This is a genomic window from Buttiauxella agrestis ATCC 33320 (genome assembly GCF_000735355.1).
GTDB lineage: Bacteria > Pseudomonadota > Gammaproteobacteria > Enterobacterales > Enterobacteriaceae > Buttiauxella > Buttiauxella agrestis.
The window spans coordinates 1-22,824 of sequence record NZ_JMPI01000077.1; the positions used below are offsets into that span (position 1 = coordinate 1).

A 22,824-nucleotide genomic window follows, 5' to 3' on the forward strand; every position below is an offset into this window, starting at 1 on the left:
ACGGAGGCGGTGCTACGAAAAGCCCTCCGCGTGAGAACGCGGCCGTGAGATACCCCACCGGGCACACAAACAGCATGAACACACCCGACACGACGGAACGGCGTGGCGATATTAAAGCGACGGTTCACCGGCGCGGTGAAGGCGTGGGCCAACGGCCCGCAGCAGGGGTTGACCTTGCCGTTGCCATCAGACCCTAGCGAAGCCCGAAACCCGCAAGGGATTCGGCGGAGACTGGCCGCTGCCGTGCAGCTGCCCGTCGGAGTGGGGCTGACGACCCGGCCGGAACGGACGGAGAGCCGAAGGGGGCCATTGCCCTGATGAGGTTATTTTTTGGGGTAATGGCACTCTGGTAGCAGTAGCAAAAAACGGTTACCCGGCATCAGCAAAAGTGCCAGAGCATCAGCAGCCCTCAGCAAGGTATGTATCAGGGGAAATAACGGAAACATCAGGAAGAGAGGCTAAGGGAGAAAGCGGGTGCGCCGCAGGGGTACGCCTTCTGTTGGTTTTGCGGTCGCACTCAGAAGGAGAAAGGGCTGCCAGTATGGTTAACTGACAGCCCTTCTGAAGGCGCTTGCGGCAATATCCAGAACATCATCAGCCCTGAAAAGGTAGGGATTGCTCCCCACCTCCGGGTTGCTACTTACCAGGTTCGTAAACTAGAAATGCAGCGATCTCCCTTGTTCCGTCCCGGTAGCGGATTTCGCAGAGCGATTTCCGTGTCAGGTAAGTGAATATCAACAGTGTTAAACACACGATGAATACGCACCAGACAATGGTACTTCGCGGCAGTTTCATAGCCTTCTTCTCCTTGCACAAAGCGTGGTAAGAGGCTAATCTGAATGTGTCTAGCATTGGATCGCCTCGTGGTTAATTGAAAAATTACCTTCGGGGCTTTCTTCTTTCTGCCTCACAACAAGCCGACGGTGAGGCAAAAAGCCTCAAGCGCCATGGTCATTATACCGCAGCGGCACACTTCCTGCCCAGGAATAACATACTGAATCTGTGAGCAAATTTAATGCCGGGTTCACCTTCTGTTTCCCGACGTTCCTGCCCATACGTCATCCCGTCACGGTATCCCCCACGCTGTCAGCGTCGAAAAATCCTTATTCTGAACAGAAAAGACAATGTTATCGGGACTCAAATCCCTGCCAGGTTGTCTTACTGCGATGCACGCGCAGGCCAGCCAGCATAAACGAAAAGGGCTTTTGCCTGGTGTGAACGGCTGGATACGCGTTGTGCACTTTCCTGGGGGGTGTCCAGTTCATAGTGCTGGTTCATCGCCAGATCCACTGCCCCCGTCCGGTTCTGCGCAATGACCCGGTAATCAGCATACCCGCAGTGGTCACCCAGAATCACCGTATAGCGTTTCATACTCGCTCCTCCCGGTGTACCAGTTTGTTCGGAACCATCCAGCGTTCATGCGCCCTGACTGCCGGGGAGGCTTCTTTTGCCAGCGCCTGAACCTCATACATCAACGCCCAGTGCGGCTGGTTGTCCCACTGCCACCGCTCAAGGGTTGCCAGCGACGGGAAACGCTCACTCCAGCGGAAAAACATGTCATCGAGCACATTTTCGCTGATATCTGTCTGCCGCCAGCGGGAGAACCAGCTGCGCACCGTTTCCGGGGTCTGGAATGCCAGGTCAATTTCGGCCTGCCCGACCCTGGACTGATACGCCTGCTGTTCGCTCATCCGGGCTTTGCTGCGCTGGCGCGAATATTTCTGCTCCCGGAGGTCCAGTTTCTGACGGAACCGCTCATCCTCCTTAAAGCGGGTTTCCGGGAACAGTTCGTATGCCGCACTGACCGATAAGGGCAGATAACAGCAGGTTCCCCGGCTCTCGATCAGCGTATCGATGGCGCTTATCCAGTTGGCCTTACGTCCACGCAACTCCCGCTCAGTGAGCGTGGCGGCGAAATAGTTTATTTCCTTCAGCCCGATACGTTTGCTGCCGGTGAGGTGTCGGAAAAAGGCATGTGCCCAGGCATGTTCAGGCAGGCGTTTCCCCTGCGAAAGGCGATGCTCCACCTCCCCTACCGCACGCAGTGCTGCGCGCCGGCCTTCATGCAACGGGATAAGTGCAAGATGAGCCGGGATCATAACGCCTCCTCCTGTGTCAGCATTTCCGCGACACTGGTCGCCGAGCAGCGCATCCGTGCCAGAGCCGCCGTCTGTTGCAGCAGCACATTGATATCCTGCGGTTCAAACACCAGGGTTGTCATGAGCAGTCTCACGCACTGACCACAGGACGAAAGCAGCACCACCGACCAGGCAGGACTGATTTCACCCGGACTACAGACACACAGGTGCCACTGTCCGTCAGGCGGTGTAAAACGACACTGCACCGGAAACAGCCCGCCGAACTCGGTCCGGTACTCGGCGTTAACCTGCCAGTGTTCGGGAGTCTCGAGGTGTCGCATGATGGCGTGTGTCAGGGTGCGCCTGAAGTCGTCACCCCGCTCACGCCATTCTTCGTATTCACAGGGCAGCATGGTTTTCAAATCATCAATATTACGGCTGAACATGGTCTTCACTCCTTATTGCCGCCCCGCAGGGCGGCACAGCGTAATCAGGCGGCTTCTGCCGGGTTATGCGAATCGGTATCCGTCTGAACCGGGGATGCAACGGGTGCAGCCATCCAGGCTGGCACCCAGCGGTTGCCGCTCATCTGGCTTTCGGCGTATTCAGCCGCATCCCCTTTCTTCATCTTCTCCGCGTTTCGCGCCGCCCCCGTGAGTCCTGCGTCCGTGAGCGCGTCAACTATCTGCACTTTGGAAAGTTGCCCGAAGAATGTCACTGTTTCCGGTTGCCACCAGTCGCGCAGGTGGAAGTTCAGCTCAGCTTCCAGGTCGTTAAGTGGACTGCGGGAGGTGAAACCGTGCTCACGGGTCTGGACACCGTTCACGCTGAATGCGGTACACAGCGCCATCAGGGACATCAGTACCGCGCCGTCCAGGGTAAAGAAGGTGGTGAAATCTTTCTGCCAGCCTTCCGGCAGCAGCGCTTCCAGACGGTTTTTTTCCGCCATCAGCGCCCGCCAGGCGACACCCGTCTTACCGGACGGTGCGTTATCACACAGAGAATAGTGCGAGCAGGTCAGGCTGATTTGCAGGGGATGGCTCTGCGTGGAGCAGACCACAAAGACTTTCTGACACAACGACCAGACCAGCATGGCGACGGCTTTTTGCGGCTGCTGCATCAGGGCCGCCTGGACTGCCAGGGTACGTTCGGAGGACATTTTCGTGACCAGCGGCAGACTGATAGCATCGGCAGGATCGGGCTGACGGGTATACGTATGCACCTGAGACGGGGTTTTCTCTCCCTCTTCGCTGTTATCGCGCAGCAGGACGCCACGCTGCACGGTCATGGCACCGTAAGACCAGGACACCACCACGCCTGTGGCGTCTTTCATCTCCTGTGTCCAGGCCCGGTCTGTCCCGGCACTTTCCATCGCCGCAATTTCCAGTTCAAGCGCTGCGGACTCATCACACTCAGATTCAAACGCATCATACTGATCCTGAAGTGAGGCCAGTCGTTCTTCCTCTTCTTCGCTGTATACCGGGTTGGGTTCATCCTGCAACACATACACCTGCGCATCCTCACCGTGATAACGCACAGACTCCATACGCGCCAGGCACCATGACCAGCCTTCGGTGGCTTTCAGGTCTTCGGCGGCCTGTGTCAGTTTTTCCAGCACACGGGTATCGAGCAGCACGGCGTCCACAAAACCCCCGTCATCAGCACTGAACAGGTCGCGGCGTATTTCGCCGTCGCGGAATGCGGTTTCCCCGACGAAGCGGAATTTTGCGCAGTCGGTGGTGACTTCGCTCTCGGTGATCAGGCTGCGGATATCGCGTACCTCGGGCTTATTGTTCCAGCCTTTCTGACGGGCAGCCTCGAGCACCTGCACCTGACGGGCCGGATCACTCTCGAGCGCCAGGGCATGGCAGTGTTCGGTGGTCAGTTCGTCGCTGGCCAGCGCTTCAAGAATGACGGGGGCAAGGTCAGCGAGCTTTAACATGCGCTGCACATGACGGGGGCCATAGCCCAGTAAATCACCAATCTGCGCGGGTGTTTTTCCCTCAGCAGCCAGGGTACGGAAGCCGACGATTTGCTCTGCCGGGTGCATATCCCGACGCTGTCCGTTCTCGGTCATCGAGGCGACAACCGCCAGATCATCAGGAACACGCTTCACGGCGACGGGCTGGTCGGATGAAAACGTGCCGATGTCGGCAAGATGCATCATCGCGGTCAGTCGGCGGCCCCCGGCGGCGACACCGAAACGCCCGCCTTCAAGGGCGTGAACCACCAGGTTCTGCAACAGTCCGACCGCCGCAATGGAGTCAGCCAGTTCACGGATACTGTCTGCCGCATAGGGGATCGTGCGCACATTCAGCGGGGAACGGACCAGGGCTGACAGGGGAAGATATTCAATCTGTACGGCTTCGAGGGCCGTTTTCAGGGCCACCGCCCCCGCTTTATCCGCGCGGGTCACGCTGGCTTTTCGGGTGCTTTTTGCTTTAGACTCGGTTACTGACATAGTTAATACCTCTCAGGTTTGATGATTGTCTGGCCCTGCGGAGTTCGCGCTCCGACAGGGCACCTTCTTACTGCTTTTTCACACCATAACGTTCGATATAGCGATTCAGCATCGCGCCACCGTCAGCCTCAAAATTCCAGTTACGCCAGATGAGCGGTCCGGTACTTTCCCGAACCACAAGGCGAAAATGCGTCCCCTGATCGTCTTCAATCGCCACATTGTGATACTGCTCCGCCACGTCCTGCGCCTGTTTGTGGGTAAATACCCCATCAGGAAGACGCCCTGTTTCTGGTTCTGAAGCACACATAAAACCTCCCTTCTTTCTTTTCAGCCCATATCTTCTGTTAGATTCCGGAGCCGCGGTGTTGACGTTTCGTTGTGACCGGCTCTGTTTATCGTCAGGTGATCCACATCTCCCGTTGAGTTCCTTCGCCGCAAGGGCGTCGGAAACACCGGCGGAGTTGGCTGTCCAGGGCGCCGCTTGCGGCGTGCATTTCACCCTGGACTGACGAAACCGACTGTGTTGACTTCAGCCCCGGCGAAAGGGACTTAACGGGAGAAGCACCAGGAAGGATGAGCAGGGCACAACTACAACGACGCTGAGCGGCGGCGAATCGTCGTTGCCCCTCAGAGCGACGGTGGCTTTATCGCCGGCGTGGTGAAGGCGTGGGCCATCGGCCCGCAGCAGGGGTTGACCTGGCCGTTGCCATCAGACCCTAGCGAAGCCCGAAACCCGCAAGGGGTTCGGCCGGAGACTGGCCGCTGCCGTGCAGCCGCCCGTCGGAGTAGGGCTGACGACCCGGCCGGAACGGACGGAGAGCCGAAGGGGGCCATTGCCCTGCTGTGTTTTTCATTACCATCACAAGGGAAGCGTCATCGTTGAATGAAAAAGATGAAGAAAGGAAACAGGAAAATGAAAGGGAAGAGAAACAGCCACAGTGGCACGACGGAACAGCGTCAGGGCTCTCATCAACTGTTCACTGACCAGGTTATCACGCGCAGGAGGATGGACGGCGCGTCAGCGCCGGTCTTCCCGGCGCCGCAGGCGCGCGGTCTTTTCCGGGCTGAACGTGCAGAGGTTGCCTGACCCAACCTCCGCACCGGGCGAGAATATCAGTCTGCAACCAGACGTATAATCACCGTTGAAACATCCGTATAGGTAAACGTCCCTCGCGGCAGCGGCTCCCAGATATCTGACTGCGCTTTCAGTGCCTTTTCCTGCCGGGGACCGTTCAGACAAACGGCGGTCAGTACGCCACCCGGTGCCAGCAGGGTAAAGGCATGCCGGATATGCTTAATATCCTGCGCGTGTCCGAATGGCGGATTCATGACAATCCGGGTGTAACGCTTCCCGGGGGCATATTGCAGGAAATCACAGCAGGTCACCGCCACACCTTCAAATTCATTTCTGAGGTACTGACACAGCCCGGTATTGAGCTCAACGGCGTCACACGTTGCCCCCGGAGCCGCAGCCCGCACAGCCCTCAGAATGGCGCCGGTTCCGGCGTTAGGCTCGAGAATAATGTCACTGTCACGGATACTCGCGAGTGAGACCAGACGGGCACAAACCGGATCGGGAGAAACAAACAGCTGTGCGCTGGCGTGTACCTCTGCCACCGGGGCGCGTCCCTCGAGCCGTCCGCGCATCATTTCAATACGTTGTTTCAGAGCGCTATGCATTTTTCATCTTCTCCGCAACTCCCCGGCTCTGTGCCGGGGAGCCGTTATTTACAGGGCAGGAATTTCAACGGTTTTCAGGTCACTGATGTAGACATTTGACAGGCTGTAAGCGCTATCCATTGCCCGCCGGAAACGATACGCGCCGTGGGTTTCACCGGCCGCCACGCCGCGGACGCTTTTATAATCCCGGTGTTTTTCAGCCCACTGGGCCTTTGTCATCGTGATAAATCCGTCACCCGGGTAGTTAACGATCGGAGGGCGTTTTGTCGCTGATGTTGCGGTGGTCGCCTCTTCCTGCGAAGGCGGCTGATAATCGGTAATACGGTCAATGGTCAGGTTCATTGTTCTGTCGGGATACCCCATAAAGGTGTACCACGGCGTGACCACTGAACTGACTTCACCCCGACTTTTATTCACGCGGATAATGGTCAGCCATTCCCCGCGGCTGAGCACCCTGCCGCCTGGACGAAAATCCTGAGTGCGTGTGAACACCCCGCCGTTTTCCTCCAGCATGGCGCGCTCGTAGCTCAGGCGGTTGCGGTAATGAGCTGCCCAGCGCTGTTGGTGGCGGATCGTGCGTTCATGCCAGGATACGGCAATATCGCGGGCCTGCTGCGCCGTGATAATGTCCTCTTTCATTGCCGAATAGAGGCCCATATACCCCTCATACTGGCTTTTATCGGCCGGACGTGGATATTTCTCCAGAGGAAAAGAACAGGAGATATGCTCGTAATTACTCACCACCAGCGCCATGTTTAAATCGAGGTTCTCAGAGCGCCAGAGTTTCAGGCGTTTTTCGCTATCATTGATGGTCTTTTCTGACTTACGCAGGTCTGCCTCAATTTTTTTAATACGACGATAGCGCACATCTGAACGCTCTTTATAACGGGCATGCCGGATAGATGCCGCCGCCCTGTCCTCCCAGTATCCGGCCCGCTCAAACAGCATGACGGCGCGTTTCATCCCGTTTTCAATTTTCTTCGCATCATTTCGTGCACGGCGTTCGCTGTGATGGCCCACAAGGATGGGTTGCCCGAAGGGGATGGCAGAAGAGAGCGCAGACACTGCATTCAGTGTCTGCTCTGATTCGGTGGCGCGTTTTTCGCTGTAGCCGCTGAAGCGTTCCGCGCGTTCTTCCTGGCGATCAAACAGGGTACTGTCCTCATCCTCAATATCCCCGACCAGAGACATCAATAAATCTTCACGTCCGGGCGTCCAGGCCGGGGCAACGAAAAGTGTCTGCTTCGGTGCCCACTTAAAGCCCGCCACGCTGACCCGGGCATAAGTCTCTTCATCGAGACGGTGACGGGTATAAAGGCGCAGTTTGTTATCGTCCGGGGAATAGGTCGCCCGGTATGTCTGGCCGTGGTTTTCATCAGATGCATTTGTAGGCTTCGTTGTCGCGCCCTGGACGTTTTGTTGTGACATGTTTTGATTCTCCTTATGGGGTTAAAGTGATGCTTTTGTGAGTATTCGCCGTCGCACACTGGCCCGGACCACATTCAGGCGCGCTGGCAAGGCCGCCGGAGGCGTTCATTTCAGCCTTGCCAGAAGGAGCGAATGAGTGTGGTCAAATGCACAGCGACGGTCGGAATTACTCACGAAAGTTCACCCACCACAGTGAGGTGAAACAGGGCACAAACGCGGGACGGCGTGGGCGACAGCGACAGCCGTTCCGCCCCTCAGAGCGCAGGCGGATTTATCGCCAGCGTGGTGAAGGCGTGGGCCGCAGGCCCGGAGCAGGGGTTGACCTGGCTGTTGCCATCAGACCCTAGCGAAAGCCCGAAACCCGGACGGGGTTCGGCGGAGACGGGCGGCGGCGTGCAGCTGCCCGTCGGAGTAGGGCTGACGACCCGGCCGGAACGGACGGAGAGCCGAAGGGGGCCAGAAAGGAGGGACGTGCGTATTTTCAGGTCACAACGCCGTTTGCTGAACAACATGATCCGGAAAAAATGACTGTTCTCTTCAGCGCCCTGCCCACTAAAAAAACCGGTTTAAACGGCGATGTCATGGCTTATTTTTAACTCACCCGCCTGGCTGTTAAATCAGAGCGTATCGACATTAAAACCTGCTATTTCAGCAGCTTAATGTGTTCCTTCTATCAGTGAATAATTGCTACGCACATACGCCCTGATCACCAGGTCGAACCCTGTTTCCCCTGTACCGTTCAGTCACCCCCAGCATCCACTATGATGGGTAACATTGCCGTCTGCGCCGCAGGCGCATCACGCATTGTTACCCGCAGGCGCCCGCCTGCCAGGGATTTAGCGCGGGCAGACCGATGACATGGCCACTCACCACCGCACAGGTAAATAGCCGGGTTTCCCCGGCATATTTTCAGGCCGCAAGCCGTGCTTTTAGCGTCTGCACATCGTTCATCGTGTGTTTATGCTGGTCAGACGTATTACGCCCGTCATCCCAGAATATGCCCTCTTCACGTATCAGATCGCGTTCCAGTTTTTTCAGCAGACGTTCAAGAACCGATGCCGGGACGCTGATACATCTCCCGTCGTCTTCCCGCAGCGTCATAAGGACCTCACGGATACCCTTATTTGAGACCCCTTCTTCTCTGTAACACTCCATATCCACTGAGCCGATCGTTTCCAGAAGGAGCATAACTTCCTCATCAGTGGGTTTATCGTGGTGGCAGGCAGTGTGTACCCCTTCTTCCGTCCAGATTAGCAACGCCAGCGGCTCATCCTGGGTGAACATTCTTTCGAGTTCCAGGCATAATTCTTCACGGGTTCCAAACATCGTTATTCTCTCTTATGGGTTTGTCATGCCGGGCAACGCCCGGCGTCCTGATTCAGTCCTGGAATGCTTCATCCAGCACAAGCGCTTCCCGATAAGCCTCCAGAAACAGCGCGTTAATACGTCGCAGTGTCTGTGACGCCATTCTCTCTGCCAGGCTCGCGGCGTCATAGCGGTACTGCGATTCCATCCGGTTCAACGTCGTGCGGAGATCACACATGCCGTTTGAAAGCGCGGCCACGTCGGCGCGCAACGTCTCCAGCCCGGGGTAATTCATGCTGCCTCCGGTAAAAACGTGCTGTCGTTAGCTGCCGGCATTCTGACGGCACGTTGTACCTGTGCCAGCCGGCTCACTCCGGCTGCGTGGTACTGCTCCATCAGCTCGATACCGATATACCGGCGGCCGGTTTCAGCGGCGGCAACACAGGTGGAGCCGGAGCCGGCGAATGGATCAAGGACAATGCCGCCCGGCCGGGTAAATGACTCAATCAGGGGGTACAGACTGGCGACGGGTTTTTCCGTCGGATGGTGCCGGTTGCCGGTATATTTCCACGGGATCACATCGGATATCGGGTTATCCGGCGTCTGCGGGCGGCCTTTCGCCAGCAGGTAGGCATTTTCGTGGTTATAGCCGACAAACGTTGATTTCGATGCGTAGGTTTTGGCGAACACCAGGTGTCCGACAATGCGGAAACCTGCGGCTTTCCAGGCGCTGATAAACATATCGGCGCGGTTCCAGCCGTAAAAGCTGACCATCAGGCTGTCGTTTTTAAGCACGCGGTACATTTCATTACATGCCGGTTGCAGCCATTCACTGGTGTTGTCCCCGGCCAGCGTGCGGCCAGTGCGGTCTTTGTAGCCGACAAGGTATGGCGGATCGGTCAGAATAAAATCCACTGCCCGTGCCGGAAAACGGGACATCACCTGCACGCAGTCACCCAGAATAAAACGCGACATAACCTTTCTCCTCTCTGATAGACGGCACCCTGTTGCGCCGTGCCGCCACAAAAACCCGGCGGAAAGCGGAGGACACAAGGGCGTCACCGGAAGCCGCAGCGCAGACATAAACGGGCTGAATGCGCCGTTTATAGCGAGAACGGGTGAGGATGACGGCGGTCAGCGAACCCTTGTGGCCGCAGCGGCCGGGTTAGCGTGAAGGCACGGCGTTCACCACTGGCCGTGAAGCGATCAGCGCCACGGCATAAACAGCGGAGGAAACCGACTTCCTTCTGGATTCATCAGGCCCGGAGAGGACCGTGAACGGTGGAATAAAACAGGGAGGTCAGGACTTCGGGGTGACGCGATGACCGGTCAGAACTAAACAAACGTCCGTGACGGCCTGACAATATCGGGCGAAACGACTTTCAGCTCTGGCTGTTATCCCGGTGAGTTTTTTCATCGAACGCCAGCATGGCTCCTAGGCATAACAGAACGGCATAGCTCACCTGAAGAAGGATTTTTACGATAAGCGGCAAACTATCAAATACCAGCAGTGGCACAATCATCAGGACACTGGCAATAATCATTACCCTTCCCGTTTTTTTCATCTGTTCACGCAGCTGGTTATCCGGTACACCGCTCTTCCTGAGCAAACCGGTAATGATTGTCTCAACCACGTTCCTGAACTGAGCCATATTTTTCCCTCTGGGGAAATTTGTACATGTATTCAGAGCGCTTATCAGTACCTGATGTTTGATAAGACCTGCTGGCCTGAAGGCTGAGTTGGGTGGTTTTTGTCATTTTTCTGCCTTGCGAATACCCGCTGTCTAAGTGAGGTATGGCCAGCCTGCATTTTCCATCGCAACAGGTTTTCTAAATAATCATAGCGGAGCGCAGCGACATCCGTTTCTCATCTTCCTTCTGCAGTGTTCATCTATCCTTAGAAGACCACTGTGCGGAGGCAATATGTGCGGAAGATTCACGCAGTACAACACACGCGAAGAATATCTTAGCTGGCTTGCTGACGAATCTGAGCGGGATATCCCCTACGATCCGGAACCCCTCGGTCGATACAATGTCGCACCCGGTACGAAAGTTCTCCTGCTCAATGAACGGGATAACATTCTTCATCTCGATCCGGTGGTCTGGTCTTATGCGCCAGCGTGGTGGGGTAAACAACCGCTCATCAATGCACGGGTTGAAACGGCCGCAACGAGCAGGATGTTTAAGCCGTTATGGACACATGGACGGGCAATCGTTTTTGCTGATGCCTGGTATGAATGGAAAAATGAAGGAGGAACTAAACAACCTTATCTGATTTATCGTGATGACCGGCATCCCCTGCTTTTCGCCGCTATTGGCCATCCCCCGTTTGAGCGAGGAGATGAACACGAAGGTTTTGTTATTGTCACAGCAGCCGCCGATAAAGGTCTCATTGATATTCATGATCGTCGTCCTCTGACACTGACGCCATCAGCAGCCAGACGCTGGCTACGACAGGAGACGACAAGCCAGGAAGCAGAAGAGATAGCGCGGGAAGGAAGCGTGCCGGCAGATGAGTTTACGTGGCATGCCGTCAGTCGGGCTGTGGGTAATGTCAAAAATTAGGGGGCCGGGCTGATTGAGCCGATCGATAAATCGTTATAGTGGATCTACAAGGAATCACACAGAGTTATCCCCTGAAAATGTGGATAAGTCATCCAACTATTTTTCACGATAAAACAGGAAACTACAGGAAACAGAGAAGATACGGCTTGCAACCTGTCTGAATTAACAAATAATACTGTATATATATACACTATTATTTTCCGGAGTTATCCATGCTACGCCCTATTCTCATCGCTTCAGATCCCCCTAAAATTTTATTGCCGTTATTTACAGAGAGCTGCCCTGCCGGGTTCCCTTCCCCAGCCCAGGATTATGTCGAATCTGAACTGGATCTGAATGAATACTGTATTTCCCGGCCCAGTTCGACTTTTTTTGTCAGGGCCCTGGGTAACTCCATGACCGATATTGGCCTGCACAGCGGTGATTTGATGATCGTGGATAAAGCAGAACGTCCGAAACATGGAGACATTGTCATTGCCGAAATAGAGGGAGAATTCACCGTTAAGCGTCTGCTTCTGACTCCCCGCCCAGCCCTTCAGGCGATGAACCCGGCTTTTCCAACGTTGTACCCCATCCCGGAACAACTCGAAATTTTCGGCGTAGTGACAGCCTTTGTGCACAAAACGCGGAGTGGTGACTGATGTTTGCCCTGGCGGATGTGAACGCATTCTATGCCAGTTGTGAAAAGGTCTTCCGGCCAGACCTGCGAGGAAAACCGGTAGCCGTGCTCAGCAATAACGACGGGTGTGTGATTGCCCGCTCGGCTGAAGCGAAGCGACTCGGGATAAAAATGGGAATGCCGTGGTTTCAGCTGAAAGCAATGCAATTTGCAGAACCGATTATCACCTTCTCCAGCAATTATGAACTCTACGCAAGCATGAGCAACCGAGTCATGTCTCACCTAGAAGAACTGGCACCGCGTGTGGAACAGTACAGCATCGATGAAATGTTCCTGGATATTCGCGGCATCGACAACTGTATTGATTTTGAAGACTTCGGCAGACAGCTTCGTACGCATGTCAGAATGGGTACAGGCCTGACAATTGGCGTAGGTATGGGGCCGACTAAAACCCTGGCTAAATCTGCGCAGTGGGCGTCCAAAGAATGGACGCAGTTTGGGGGTGTTCTGGCACTGACTCCGGGTAATCGTCAGCGCACCGCGAAAATGCTCTCTCTTCAACCGGTCGAGGAAATCTGGGGCGTTGGCCGAAAGATTTCGAAAAAGCTTAACAGCATGGGGATCATGACTGCCTTGCAGCTTTCACATGCGAACCCGACCTTTATCCGTAAAAACTTTAACGTCGTTCTGGAACGCACGGTCAGAGAACTGAACGGTGAAAGCTGTATCAGTCTGGAAGAAGCTCCTCCTCCAAAACAACAAATTGTCTGCAGTCGCTCTTTTGGAGAACGCATCACAACTTATGAATCAATGCGCCAGGCTGTCTGTCAGTATTCTGAACGCGCAGCGGAGAAGCTACGGGAGGAACGGCAATACTGCAGGCACATAGCGGTATTTATCAAGTCCTCGCCGTTTGTCATCAATGAGCCTTACTACGGCAATTTGGCCAGCGAAAAACTGCATACTCCAACTAAAGATACGCGCGACATCATTGCTGCCGCCATGAAAGCACTTGATCGGATCTGGCAGGACGGGCATCGGTACGCGAAGGCCGGAATTATGCTTAACGACTTTACTCCGACAGGCGTTTCACAACTGAATCTTTTTGATGAAATCCAGCCACGCCCCGCCAGCGATGAACTGATGAAAGTGTTGGATAGAATTAATCATTCAGGTTTGGGAAAAGTGTGGTTTGCTGGCAGGGGGATTGCGCCGGAATGGAAGATGAAACGAGAGATGCTAAGCCCGGCTTATACCACTCGCTGGGCTGAGTTACCTGTAGCAGCACTTAGATAATTCTTTAAAGTATTAGTAAACATATCGCTGGAATAGATAACGTTAAATCAGAGAAACTAACTTAATCACAGCTCAACCTCTAACTGCGTTCTGGTTACTGCATCTCTCCATAAATCGAGAACAATTCACAATGGGAAATTGGGACCGTGGTCCCAGTGACAGATTGGGACCGTGGTCCCAGAGACAGGTTGGGACCGTGGTCTCAGAGACAGGTTGGGACCGTGGTCCCAGAGACAGGTTGGGACCGTGGTCTCAGAGACAGGTTGGGACCGTGGTCTCAGAGACAGGTTGGGACCGTGGTCCCACTTAATGATTGAAGTTAATCTTGGTACTACTTAGCGGAAGATTGAAGATCCAGCAGAACAGCTTCTATACGTTTGACAACATCTGCTGGTAGCACCGAAGTATCCAGGCTGAGGATAAACTGATTTCCTTTGACCCGACTTATTGCGCCCGGGGCATATTGACGCTTGGTCGTCTGTATACGGTCAGAACTTGATTTTACTTTTACACCATTCAATTCGGTAATGATGACTTCCGCATCCAGTTTTTCACCGCCAGCTTTTCGTTTCGAAATTTCTTTAACACGCGCGAGCAGAGTAGCTTCATGGCTGGCAAAAACTTTGGACAATTCCTCCCCAGCTCGGGCTGATAACTCGCCGGGATGAGAGAAAAGGGCAACCAACTCTTTCGGTAATTTTGCTGTATTCATACATCGGGAAATGATTTTACGGGAAATATGTTCTGCCTCTGAGAGAGCCGATACATTGCCACCAAATTCATTATTAAGCCGCTTCATGTAACGATGACCACGCTCGTAAGCACTGGTAGGGCGATAATCATTCCCCAGCTTGCTTAACGAATCCATCTGCTCATCATCCAGATCGCCAACCAGAATGCGGAAGTCACAGGCTGTTAATATCGCCGTCATACGACGTCGACTGCCATCAGCAACCTCGATGACATCAGCAACTTTTCTGCCAAACGCTGGATTTTGTTGGCCAGAAATAAGGAAGGAAGGGATAAGGTCATCCAATGCTTCTTCTGTCAGTAGCGCCTGGTCACGTTCGTTATTGACCCAGACTTTTGATTCCGTTTCAATTTTTTCACGAGAGATTGTTTCCAGCGTGAATCTTACATCCCGTCCACAAACTGGTAGCGTGATCGTATTGCCTCTAGCCATCGCACTGACTCGCGCAATCAAAGAATCAACCACAGGTGCCGCGGGCGTTTCAGAAGCATATTTTGAAGAAGGCGTGGTCACGACCTTCGGAATAATAGGTGCCCGTTTCATTATCGAACCTCCCAGTGAGGTTTGATCAGGCGATCAAAGATCTCCGTACACACGGGTTCCCAGATAGCCAGGGCATTTCTCCATGCACCTGTTGATGAACGCTGATCAATGGCCTGTTCGAAAACAGTACGCATACGAATTTGTCCTTTACCTACTTCATCCGTCTCACGGACTACATTTTTTAAAACCATACTTCCCCATGCGTCCCGGATTTGTTCTTCCATCCAGGGCGACTGACTCCCATTGTTATTACTGTATTTGGTCAGCAGAATTCGCACATCTGGTTCAAAGCCTTTCAGATCCACGTTCTTAAGTAGATCACGTAGCATATCGAAGAATTGCAAAGCGGAGGTGTAATCGAACAATTCCGCAGGGGTAGGGACTATAAGTACATCTGCAGCACAGACAACATTGATAGTCCCAATACCCAGGTTTGGTGCACTATCGATAACCACCACATCATAATCATGAGCAACGGTTTCGATGGCCAGACGCAACATCATATGAGGTTCTGTCGGAAGCTTACCTTCGTCGTAACGACCCATCATTTCTGTTTCAATTCGATGAAGCGCCAGACATGAAGGGATGATATCGAGGCCGGGCCAGCATGTAGATTTGACCGCATAACTGGCATCGTCACGTTCACCCAGATAAAAAGGCAAAAGGGTGTCATCAGCGTGAATATGTAGATCCGGAACCCAGCCGTGATACATCGAAGCAGTGCCTTGCGGGTCATTCCCTTCAACTAATAAAACACGCAACCCTTTGAGAGCAAGATGCTGTGCAAGATGGACTGAAACCGATGTTTTATAAACGCCACCTTTATGAGCCGCTACACCAACAACAGGAGGGAGGGTGTTTTCAGGTCTACGAAGGCGGGTATTAAAAACATCACGCATATGGTTGATTTGTTCAATCGTGTATCCAACTCGTTGCTCCACACGTCCGCGCATTTCCAGATCAGGATGTGGAAGTCGACCACTTTTCTCAGCGTCACGAATAGCCTGCGACGATACACCAACCAAGTCTGATGCTTCACCAATACGCCAGCGACGAGTAATTTTTCGCGCTTCGGGGCTATCATCATTGAACTGCGCAACTGCAATAGCCCTTGTCATTTCGTGACCAGCGAAAATGCACTGATCCAGAGTGTCCATTAAACCCATGTCATTAATCCTTTATTGTTTTACTTTGCAATAATTAATTAAATCTTGGAATTTAATGCAAAGCAACATAAAAATTGCAAAGCCCTTTGAATATTGCAAAGTTGGTCACTTAATCAGCAGTGAAAGAATCGCTTATCAAAAAGATAAATCTTGTACAGAACGCAGCGCTCGCCGCAGTCTTTGACTAGCGAAGTCTGTCAAAGCGAGGAAGCGCAATATCACGGTAAGAGAAAATGACTCGGTCACTTACGACATTCAGAGATAACCGCCAAACTTTAGCCATTTCCCACAGTGTTTATTTTTCACTCAAAACGAGCATGTTCTTTAGGTATTTCCCACAAATCGTTGTATTCAGGCAGAGAACTTTAGGTATTTCCCATAGTTATGCGCTTATCAACAGGATATTTTTAAAGAGTTTTATTCTTTTTATCCTTTTTAAAACCTTTTAGCTCACGCTCAGACCTTTAACCACGGGGCTCCTGGAGCATGTCGTGTGGGAAATAGCCTGGGTTACTATGGGGTATACATAAAGTTGATATGGGAAACTGCCAAGGTTCCTATGGGAAATAGCTAAAGTAAGTATGGGAAACACCTAAAGTAAAATTCAATTTCACAGATATGTGGGAAATACCTAAAGAAGACCTTGACGGTCGGCTGGTATCTGCCACTATGGGTAGAAAGAAAACATCCCATAACTGTCTTGGAAACCTGAAATATGACGGATATAGTCGAGACAAAACCTCATAACGCCTTAAAAATATCTCAATCAAATGAGTTGACGGAAGCCGCTTATTATTTGCCTTTACAGGCGAAAAGGGTTTTGTGGCTGTGCCTGATGCAAACCTATTATCAACAGGAACACTCTGGTGTTTTCACTGTGAAGGTTGCTGATTACCAGCGCTATTTTAAGGTTAGCCAGGCAACGGCCAGTACTGATGTGCGTAAGGGCATTGATGAGCTGGGGAACCGGCAGGTAACATTTTTCCCGTCAGAGGGAGAATATGAGGAGGTTCGTCGCCCGTGGCTTGCTGAGGCGGGACTGAAGCGAGGCAGAGGTCAATGGAACATTGAGATCAATCCAAAGGTCATGCCATATCTGACAGGGCTGACGAGCCAGTTCACTACCTATACTCTGCTTGACTGTGGTCGGATTAACTCCGTTCGCGTGATCCGTCTCTATGAAAGTCTTTGCCAGTACCGTTCTTCAGGCATCTGGATAACTTCTGCTTCATGGCTTGCCGACCGTTATGAACTACCTGACTCTCAGCGTGCAAATTTTGCGGAGATGAAACGCACCTTTTTGCTTCCTGCTATTGAGAAAATTAACACTCTCACTCCTATAAAAGTCTCGATGAAAGAAGAGGATAACGGAAAACTTATTTTCTCCATTCTTGCTCGGCCGCTTCAGTTGCCTCCCATCGAAGGGTAGCGACAACTTCAGGTGTTTCCCATAATCAGCGAAAATGACCCGCACCCGGACGTTATTTGCCTGCAACACACCATATGGTTATAATAAAAATACCATCCGGAGGTGATTATGAAAGTCTTTACACCCACAACATCCGCTCACAGCCCTGATAACCTGTGGAAACACGTCGGCCTGAACGTATCCGACAGCCTGATGCTGGTAGACGAGATTGATAAAGGGCTGGAAGGCGAAGTGGCCAGCCGCATCGTCTCCTGGGCGCATATCACCCAGGCCGATTTACGCCGCATGACCGGTATTCCCGGCACCACGTTTAACCGCAACAGTAAAACCCGTTTCAGTCCGGCACAGAGCGAACGTCTGGTGCGGTTCATCCGCGTGCTGGATAAGGCGGTGGATCTGTTTGAAGGGGATAAAGCGGCGGCGCAGCAGTGGCTCAATGAGCCCAGCCGTGCACTGGGCTGGAAAAAACCGGCCGACCTGCTGGCCTCCGAGTCCGGTGCCTGGGAGGTCATGAAACTCATCACCCGGCTTGAACACGGGGTGTACTCCTGAAGCTCTGGCGTCTGACCAAAACCCGTTATCGGATGACTGCCTGGACCGGGCAGGGCGCAAAAGAAGCGGGCGGTCGCTGGAACAGTGTGGGGACCGCCATGGTCTACACCTCGGAAGCCGCTTCGCTGACCATGCTCGAGACCCTGGTGCATCTGCATGCCGCGAATCTGCTCGATTCCTTTACCCTGCTGTCGGTGGACGTGCCGGATGCGCTGATTCAGGTGATTGAAAGAGACAGCCTGCCGCAGAACTGGGCGGCGTCCGAAGCCCCGGCAGCCCTCGCCGACATTGGCGATCAGTGGGTGAGAAGCGGTGAAGCGGTGGCACTGCGCATTCCGAGTGCGCTCTCACCGGTGGAGTACAATTTCCTGCTTAATCCCGCCCATCCCGAATACGCCGCGATTGTCAGCCAGGCGTACCCGGTGGATTTCCGCTTTGATGAACGCCTGAAGTAATTTCTGGTTTTAACCTGAATGAACAGATACACAGTGCACTGTGCTATTTTTAATGGATGATGACTCAGGAGATAGCGATGATGAAAGAAGGATTTTACTGGATACGGGTTGATGGCCAGATCCAGATTGGCCGCTACGTGGATCAGAGGGCCGAATATCCCGACACCGGTGAGATGATCACAGGGGCATGGGAGTTAGTGGGGATACAGTCAGATGTGATGAATACCCGGGATGTGGAAATCCTCAGTGACTTACTGACCCCGCCTTAAATAATCTCCCTGTTACCGGATACATCACAACAACCATGATGATATATCCGGTTTTCATGCTGGCGCTTTATCAATAAGCACCGTAAACCCCGACCTTCAGGGTGGGGTGTATGTCAGCATTGCAGTCCTTACCTGTTGTCACGCAGCAGCTGCAGGGCGTCACCTACCGGCAGGGTGAACGTCACGTTCTGGCTGGCGGCGACATCAAGCGCAAACACCTTCGTGTACACTTCGGTACTCTCATACTTTTCATGCCCCATCAGTGACTGCAGCACCTTTGGTGGGGTATGGCCATACAGCAGGTGCATCGCAAAACTGTGGCGGAACGTGTGCGGGGAGATCTCCACCGTAAAGGTGACGCCGTCACGCTCCGCCTGGTTCACGGCCCCTTTCAGCCAGTTCCTCACCGTCCGATCCGTGACACTCCACAGCGGCATGGCGCGTTTTTCCCCTGTCAGCGTATCAATCTCAAACTTCTCCCGGGTACTGGCAAACAGATTGCGCATCTCCCGGACATAATCCGCATCAGACAGCACCACCACCCGGTTGGCGGATTTGCCTTTCTGTGGGCGCCCACCGCCGGTACGTCGCTGCTTGGCGGTGCGGATCACCACATGCGGAATGTCATCATTCAGTCTGAAATCCCGTCGTCTTAACGCCAGCGCTTCATTAATCCGCGCGCCGGTGTTCCACAGCGTGTTGACCAGACCGTGCTGTGTCCAGTCCGGCAGATAGTGGAGCAGGGCGGCCACTTCCGGTGCCAGCAGATATTTCGGCAGCTCGGTGTAATGCAGGGCCATCCGCCGCAGGGCGATCGCCCGACCGTAATCCGGTTGGCCACCTGACAGAGCCGGGACATTCAGGGTGACAGGATGTAACGACATGGCACCTCATTGCGTAAGTTGCGCTACGTGAATTCTGCAGGGGTTTGCCCCACAAAAACCAAAAGAATTCACGTAGCGCAATCTGGTGGAAAACTGCGTCTATTTTCGCCTTCATGGCGCCGCTTCGCCACTGAAAAAACCCGCAGAGGCGTGCACGATGGTTTTCCGATTTAAGTCAATATACCAGAAAACGGAAAAATAAAAATGTCAGACAGGATCGGAAAAGGATCCGGGGACGATCCTTTTGGCCTGGATGATGGGGTGAAAGGAAGAAGAAGGCACAACATCCTGGAGAAAAGGGTGAAATCCCCCCTGAGTAAGCGGGTTGCCGGGAATTACAGAAAACGGAAAGCATGATACACAGACAGTGCCTCCACTGAGTCGTCAAAGTGCCGGGTTGTATCGCAAGCCGTAAAAGGCCTGGATAAATTAGATTAACTCAGAGATAAGGTTGTTTGCTGTGTTGAGAAGAGGTGTTTACTTTAACCGTGGAATGAAATGATGTTTGTAATCAAAAGTAGTTAATAAGTAACTGATATTTTGATTATAATATCTAGAAACCCACATTATCATCAGAGTAAATTATTTCTTCTTAAGCATGAAAATACAGAGAATGTTTTTATTCTAAGCCAAATAACGGTTAAACGATAAATGTCGTAATATATATTAAGGGGTTTCCAGAGAGCCATCTTGGTAACTTATACCGAATTTATACGCTTAGTGAGTGGAGGTATTAATGCATGCCAATTGGGGAGGAGCTATAGATAAATTAAAGAATGTTTGACTAGTCTTACTATTATTGAGAGTTGTTCCAGGATGTAGGATGGGTATTTAAATTTATGATGCATGAGCTGACAGGGCATTACAGAGGGATGTATGGTCTAAGAATAATATATATTCCTCAGGAGTAGGAATTCTAAAGGAATTGATGATTTTTATTGTCCATTTTTCGGTCGGTCAACTTTTTGGGGTTAAACAGAATGCCACCTACTCAACAATAACATTCGAGTTATTTGATGCTGGCTATCTCCTGGAACATGTCGGTAACAGATTGAAAATTACCTGCTGTCAGGAATGATTCACTATACGGGGGGGGACATGGTTATGGTAATCTTTACATATTTTTTCTTAATATCATCGCAGTCTGATGATCAAAAGACAAACACGGTAACGCTTAACTTGTCAGATCAATGGAACAATGCTGAAAGCAGTTCTGATGTTAGCCAGCATAACGCTATGAACGACATTATTATCAGGTGCACCGTAAAACACTGTCATTCTTAACTAACCCATAAAGCTGGTCGCCAGACCTCTCAGCGAGGTTATTTCATCTTTGACATTTTAAAACACCTTGGCATGTCGGCATACAGAATCTATAAATGATTGTGGTAGGCCTGTTAGTAAATTATGACGAATTGAAGCAAGTTTTTTAGCGATTTATATTTCTTTCTATTCACTTGAACATAAGAATTTTTTTTGATAGTCAGTCCGATGCTGCCTATGTGCATATCATGCAGTTGCTTTAACTCTATTTATATTGGCATTAAGTGATATTCATTTCCAACTAGTGTGATAATTATCTCCGCCGGTGCCTGAATCTTGCATGGATATGTTTAGAGAATCGACTAATCTCTGACGCATTAGTATGCCTTTCACACCGGTGGGGTCTTTAAATTCTAATTACATGTTGTATTAAGATTTTTACAGACTTGATAAAAGTTTCACCGAAGGGGATTTACTGAAAAAAATTATTTTTGCAATCAATTGATATATAAGGGTTTATTTTTCAAATCCTTTACCCATACTTTTTATTCATAATAATCTTATAAAGAGTAGATTATTCTTAATTCAATTTTAATTCTTATTACATTGATTTAACTATCCTCATAATGAAAATATTAGTAACCTTGTTGACATCAGCGGTGTTGTGATGAGCAAACAATTTAGGATTACTAACATTTGATTACGGTAAATGTTGAACAAATGTAAAAATAATTAAATAATGGAAAAAATGACAAAATATCATGTTGTTTATTGACGAAAAAACGTTTTTTCGGTTGATGGTTTTTTTGTGTTCCTAACACGCCATAGATACCAAAAAATTATCTTTTTACGGGTTGTTATTTTTGATATTTATTGCTATTACAGCATAAAGAACTATGAATGTTTAAATAATCAACATATTATGCTTATTATTATTGTGTATTGTTGCAATCAATTACTACGGCATAGAATGCGTCACACAGATTGTAGGTGTATTTGCGAAGTGAATGCAGCAGCTATAGATAGCATCAGAGGATATATAGATGGCAGATAAATACTTATATGGTTATCTTATTGGTCGTGACATTCAAGTTGATGTGATTAATCACCGCGTTATACATTTTCCAAAAGGAAAAGGGACCAAGATAATACGTATGCTCTATTTAAGAGATACGATGATGCGCTTGCTAGTATTCTTACTGAAAAATTCCAATGTGCGGATCATTTCATATAACGAGATCATGATGAATGTTTGGGAAATGTATAATCTCAGTTCGTCAAATCAAAGACTATGGCAAGTTTTACATGAACTTGAAAATAAATTGCATTCAATAGGAGTAATGAAAGGTTTTTTTTCAAAAATTGAAAAAAAAGGTATCTCCGTGAATGCTGGTGTGCTCACAACACTTTATTATATTAAGATATAAAGTTATAGCATGTGTAATAAAGGACTATTAACATGATTTCCATAATCTCTGATGATCAATTTTTCATAATAGGTATGTTGGCGTTACTCAACCTTGCTGGAAGAGATGCAATAATTATCAATTTAGAACACGTGACTAAACTTGAAAAGCTCCCTCAGAAAGAGGGGAGTTGTATGCTGTTAGCTATAGAGGATCACAGGCTAATACAAGATGCTTTGTTATTGGCTTATGCATCAAATATAAAAGTTGTTTCTGTGATTGATAATAACAAATGTTTAGAATCGAACTCCAGGTGGATATATGGATTTATATCTAAAAAAGCTGATCTATCAAATATCATTATGTGTGTTGATGCTATATTGAGTAATAGAATAAATTGGTTACAGAATTTCACTTTGCGAGAGATGGAAGTGATGAACGAACTGTCAAAGGGTAAATCAAATCATACTGTTGCTGAGGAGATGTTGATTTCTCATAAAACGGTTAGCGCGCATAAGTGCAATGCTTTGAAAAAAATGGGGCTTTGTAAACTGAATGCGCATGCCATAAATATTTATGGAATATATAAAAACTTGCTTCAACAAAGAGTTTTTGGTTAAAAATGTTTTTAATTATCTTAATCGATGCTATGAAAGTTATTAACGGCATGATTA

26 protein-coding genes and 1 pseudogene are annotated in these 22,824 nt (G+C 50.8%); 11 read left to right on the forward strand and 16 right to left on the reverse strand.

Annotated features, from left to right (window positions below; genetic code table 11):
- Nucleotides 1-74: 74 nt before the first annotated feature.
- Complete coding sequence (locus GBAG_RS23195; protein ID WP_281630611.1) at nt 75-197, forward strand: hypothetical protein; 123 nt, start codon at nt 75-77, stop codon at nt 195-197.
- A 439-nt stretch (nt 198-636) separates the two neighbouring features.
- Here GBAG_RS23195 and GBAG_RS21490 read toward each other — a convergent pair whose 3' ends face one another.
- From GBAG_RS21490 to GBAG_RS21515, 7 genes and pseudogenes are all read right to left on the reverse strand, one after another.
- The gene (locus GBAG_RS21490) at nt 637-756 is read right to left on the reverse strand and encodes a type I toxin-antitoxin system Hok family toxin (protein ID WP_246864898.1); all 120 of its coding nucleotides are present in this window, start codon (nt 754-756) and stop codon (nt 637-639) included.
- A pseudogene (locus GBAG_RS23150) lies at nt 710-814 on the reverse strand (DUF5431 family protein); the annotation flags it as partial. The gene GBAG_RS21490 and the pseudogene GBAG_RS23150, both read right to left, overlap by 47 nt.
- A gap of 344 nt (nt 815-1,158) precedes the next feature.
- A complete protein-coding gene (locus GBAG_RS21495; protein WP_034500214.1) occupies nt 1,159-1,371 on the reverse strand; it encodes a hypothetical protein in 213 nt (70 codons plus the stop codon).
- Complete coding sequence (locus tag GBAG_RS21500) at nt 1,368-2,099, reverse strand: plasmid SOS inhibition protein A (RefSeq protein WP_034500216.1); 732 nt, start codon at nt 2,097-2,099, stop codon at nt 1,368-1,370. Before GBAG_RS21500 ends, GBAG_RS21495 begins: the two co-directional genes overlap by 4 nt.
- A complete protein-coding gene (psiB, locus tag GBAG_RS21505; RefSeq protein ID WP_034500218.1) occupies nt 2,096-2,524 on the reverse strand; it encodes a conjugation system SOS inhibitor PsiB in 429 nt (142 codons plus the stop codon). The genes GBAG_RS21500 and psiB overlap by 4 nt, the downstream gene beginning before the upstream one ends.
- 44 nt (nt 2,525-2,568) lie before the next feature.
- Nucleotides 2,569-4,539 (reverse strand): ParB/RepB/Spo0J family partition protein, encoded by a 1,971-nt coding sequence (locus GBAG_RS21510; RefSeq protein WP_034500220.1) that lies wholly within the window; start codon nt 4,537-4,539, stop codon nt 2,569-2,571.
- Nucleotides 4,540-4,606: 67 nt separating this feature from the next.
- Nucleotides 4,607-4,846 (reverse strand): DUF905 domain-containing protein, encoded by a 240-nt coding sequence (locus GBAG_RS21515; RefSeq protein WP_034500222.1) that lies wholly within the window; start codon nt 4,844-4,846, stop codon nt 4,607-4,609.
- Nucleotides 4,847-5,452: 606 nt separating this feature from the next.
- Here GBAG_RS21515 and GBAG_RS21520 point away from each other — a divergent pair.
- Nucleotides 5,453-5,626, forward strand: a complete 174-nt coding sequence (locus tag GBAG_RS21520) for a hypothetical protein (protein WP_156104922.1) — start codon at nt 5,453-5,455, stop codon at nt 5,624-5,626.
- Between the two features lie 26 nt (nt 5,627-5,652).
- Here GBAG_RS21520 and GBAG_RS21525 read toward each other — a convergent pair whose 3' ends face one another.
- From GBAG_RS21525 to GBAG_RS21550, 6 genes are all read right to left on the reverse strand, one after another.
- Nucleotides 5,653-6,219, reverse strand: a complete 567-nt coding sequence (locus GBAG_RS21525; RefSeq protein ID WP_034500227.1) for a class I SAM-dependent methyltransferase — start codon at nt 6,217-6,219, stop codon at nt 5,653-5,655.
- 48 nt (nt 6,220-6,267) lie between these two features.
- Entirely contained in the window at nt 6,268-7,647 is a 1,380-nt protein-coding gene (locus tag GBAG_RS21530) for a DUF3560 domain-containing protein (protein ID WP_034500229.1), read from the reverse strand.
- A gap of 909 nt (nt 7,648-8,556) precedes the next feature.
- Nucleotides 8,557-8,973: a DUF1380 family protein gene (locus tag GBAG_RS21535; RefSeq protein ID WP_034500231.1), complete on the reverse strand. Its 417-nt coding sequence runs from the start codon at nt 8,971-8,973 to the stop codon at nt 8,557-8,559.
- A 52-nt stretch (nt 8,974-9,025) separates the two neighbouring features.
- Nucleotides 9,026-9,247: a hypothetical protein gene (locus tag GBAG_RS21540; RefSeq protein WP_034500233.1), complete on the reverse strand. Its 222-nt coding sequence runs from the start codon at nt 9,245-9,247 to the stop codon at nt 9,026-9,028.
- Nucleotides 9,244-9,927 (reverse strand): DNA methylase, encoded by a 684-nt coding sequence (locus tag GBAG_RS21545; protein ID WP_034500235.1) that lies wholly within the window; start codon nt 9,925-9,927, stop codon nt 9,244-9,246. The genes GBAG_RS21540 and GBAG_RS21545 overlap by 4 nt, the downstream gene beginning before the upstream one ends.
- A gap of 407 nt (nt 9,928-10,334) precedes the next feature.
- A complete protein-coding gene (locus tag GBAG_RS21550; RefSeq protein ID WP_051873771.1) occupies nt 10,335-10,604 on the reverse strand; it encodes a hypothetical protein in 270 nt (89 codons plus the stop codon).
- Between the two features lie 271 nt (nt 10,605-10,875).
- On the opposite strand from GBAG_RS21550, the gene GBAG_RS21555 reads away from it, so the two are divergent.
- The 3 genes from GBAG_RS21555 to GBAG_RS21565 all read left to right on the forward strand — a co-directional run bounded on the left by GBAG_RS21555 (nt 10,876) and on the right by GBAG_RS21565 (nt 13,432).
- Nucleotides 10,876-11,517 (forward strand): SOS response-associated peptidase family protein, encoded by a 642-nt coding sequence (locus GBAG_RS21555; protein WP_034500238.1) that lies wholly within the window; start codon nt 10,876-10,878, stop codon nt 11,515-11,517.
- Nucleotides 11,518-11,729: 212 nt separating this feature from the next.
- Complete coding sequence (gene umuD, locus GBAG_RS21560) at nt 11,730-12,158, forward strand: translesion error-prone DNA polymerase V autoproteolytic subunit (protein ID WP_034500241.1); 429 nt, start codon at nt 11,730-11,732, stop codon at nt 12,156-12,158.
- Nucleotides 12,158-13,432: a Y-family DNA polymerase gene (locus tag GBAG_RS21565; protein ID WP_034500243.1), complete on the forward strand. Its 1,275-nt coding sequence runs from the start codon at nt 12,158-12,160 to the stop codon at nt 13,430-13,432. The genes umuD and GBAG_RS21565 overlap by 1 nt, the downstream gene beginning before the upstream one ends.
- A 331-nt stretch (nt 13,433-13,763) precedes the next feature.
- Here GBAG_RS21565 and GBAG_RS21570 read toward each other — a convergent pair whose 3' ends face one another.
- Together GBAG_RS21570 and sopA are read right to left on the reverse strand one after the other, a co-directional pair.
- Nucleotides 13,764-14,726 (reverse strand): ParB/RepB/Spo0J family plasmid partition protein, encoded by a 963-nt coding sequence (locus GBAG_RS21570; RefSeq protein ID WP_034500245.1) that lies wholly within the window; start codon nt 14,724-14,726, stop codon nt 13,764-13,766.
- Nucleotides 14,726-15,892 (reverse strand): plasmid-partitioning protein SopA, encoded by a 1,167-nt coding sequence (gene sopA, locus GBAG_RS21575; protein ID WP_034500247.1) that lies wholly within the window; start codon nt 15,890-15,892, stop codon nt 14,726-14,728. Before sopA ends, GBAG_RS21570 begins: the two co-directional genes overlap by 1 nt.
- A 715-nt stretch (nt 15,893-16,607) precedes the next feature.
- On the opposite strand from sopA, the gene GBAG_RS21580 reads away from it, so the two are divergent.
- The 4 genes from GBAG_RS21580 (at nt 16,608) to GBAG_RS21595 (ending at nt 18,597) form a co-directional block, all read left to right on the forward strand.
- A complete protein-coding gene (locus GBAG_RS21580) occupies nt 16,608-17,321 on the forward strand; it encodes a replication initiation protein (RefSeq protein WP_051873772.1) in 714 nt (237 codons plus the stop codon).
- A 108-nt stretch (nt 17,322-17,429) separates the two neighbouring features.
- Nucleotides 17,430-17,873: a type II RES/Xre toxin-antitoxin system antitoxin gene (gene parS, locus GBAG_RS21585; RefSeq protein ID WP_034500249.1), complete on the forward strand. Its 444-nt coding sequence runs from the start codon at nt 17,430-17,432 to the stop codon at nt 17,871-17,873.
- A complete protein-coding gene (locus tag GBAG_RS21590; protein ID WP_034500251.1) occupies nt 17,870-18,328 on the forward strand; it encodes an RES family NAD+ phosphorylase in 459 nt (152 codons plus the stop codon). The genes parS and GBAG_RS21590 overlap by 4 nt, the downstream gene beginning before the upstream one ends.
- Nucleotides 18,329-18,405: 77 nt before the next feature.
- Nucleotides 18,406-18,597: a hypothetical protein gene (locus GBAG_RS21595; RefSeq protein WP_051873773.1), complete on the forward strand. Its 192-nt coding sequence runs from the start codon at nt 18,406-18,408 to the stop codon at nt 18,595-18,597.
- A gap of 128 nt (nt 18,598-18,725) precedes the next feature.
- Here GBAG_RS21595 and GBAG_RS21600 read toward each other — a convergent pair whose 3' ends face one another.
- On the reverse strand, nt 18,726-19,481 hold the full coding sequence (locus GBAG_RS21600; protein ID WP_051873774.1) for a tyrosine-type recombinase/integrase: 756 nt from the start codon (nt 19,479-19,481) through the stop codon (nt 18,726-18,728).
- 2,306 nt (nt 19,482-21,787) lie between these two features.
- On the opposite strand from GBAG_RS21600, the gene GBAG_RS21605 reads away from it, so the two are divergent.
- A complete protein-coding gene (locus GBAG_RS21605; protein WP_034500253.1) occupies nt 21,788-22,171 on the forward strand; it encodes a winged helix-turn-helix domain-containing protein in 384 nt (127 codons plus the stop codon).
- Between the two features lie 32 nt (nt 22,172-22,203).
- Nucleotides 22,204-22,770, forward strand: coding sequence for a response regulator transcription factor (locus tag GBAG_RS21610; protein ID WP_034500255.1), 567 nt, complete (start codon nt 22,204-22,206; stop codon nt 22,768-22,770).
- Nucleotides 22,771-22,824: the final 54 nt, after the last annotated feature.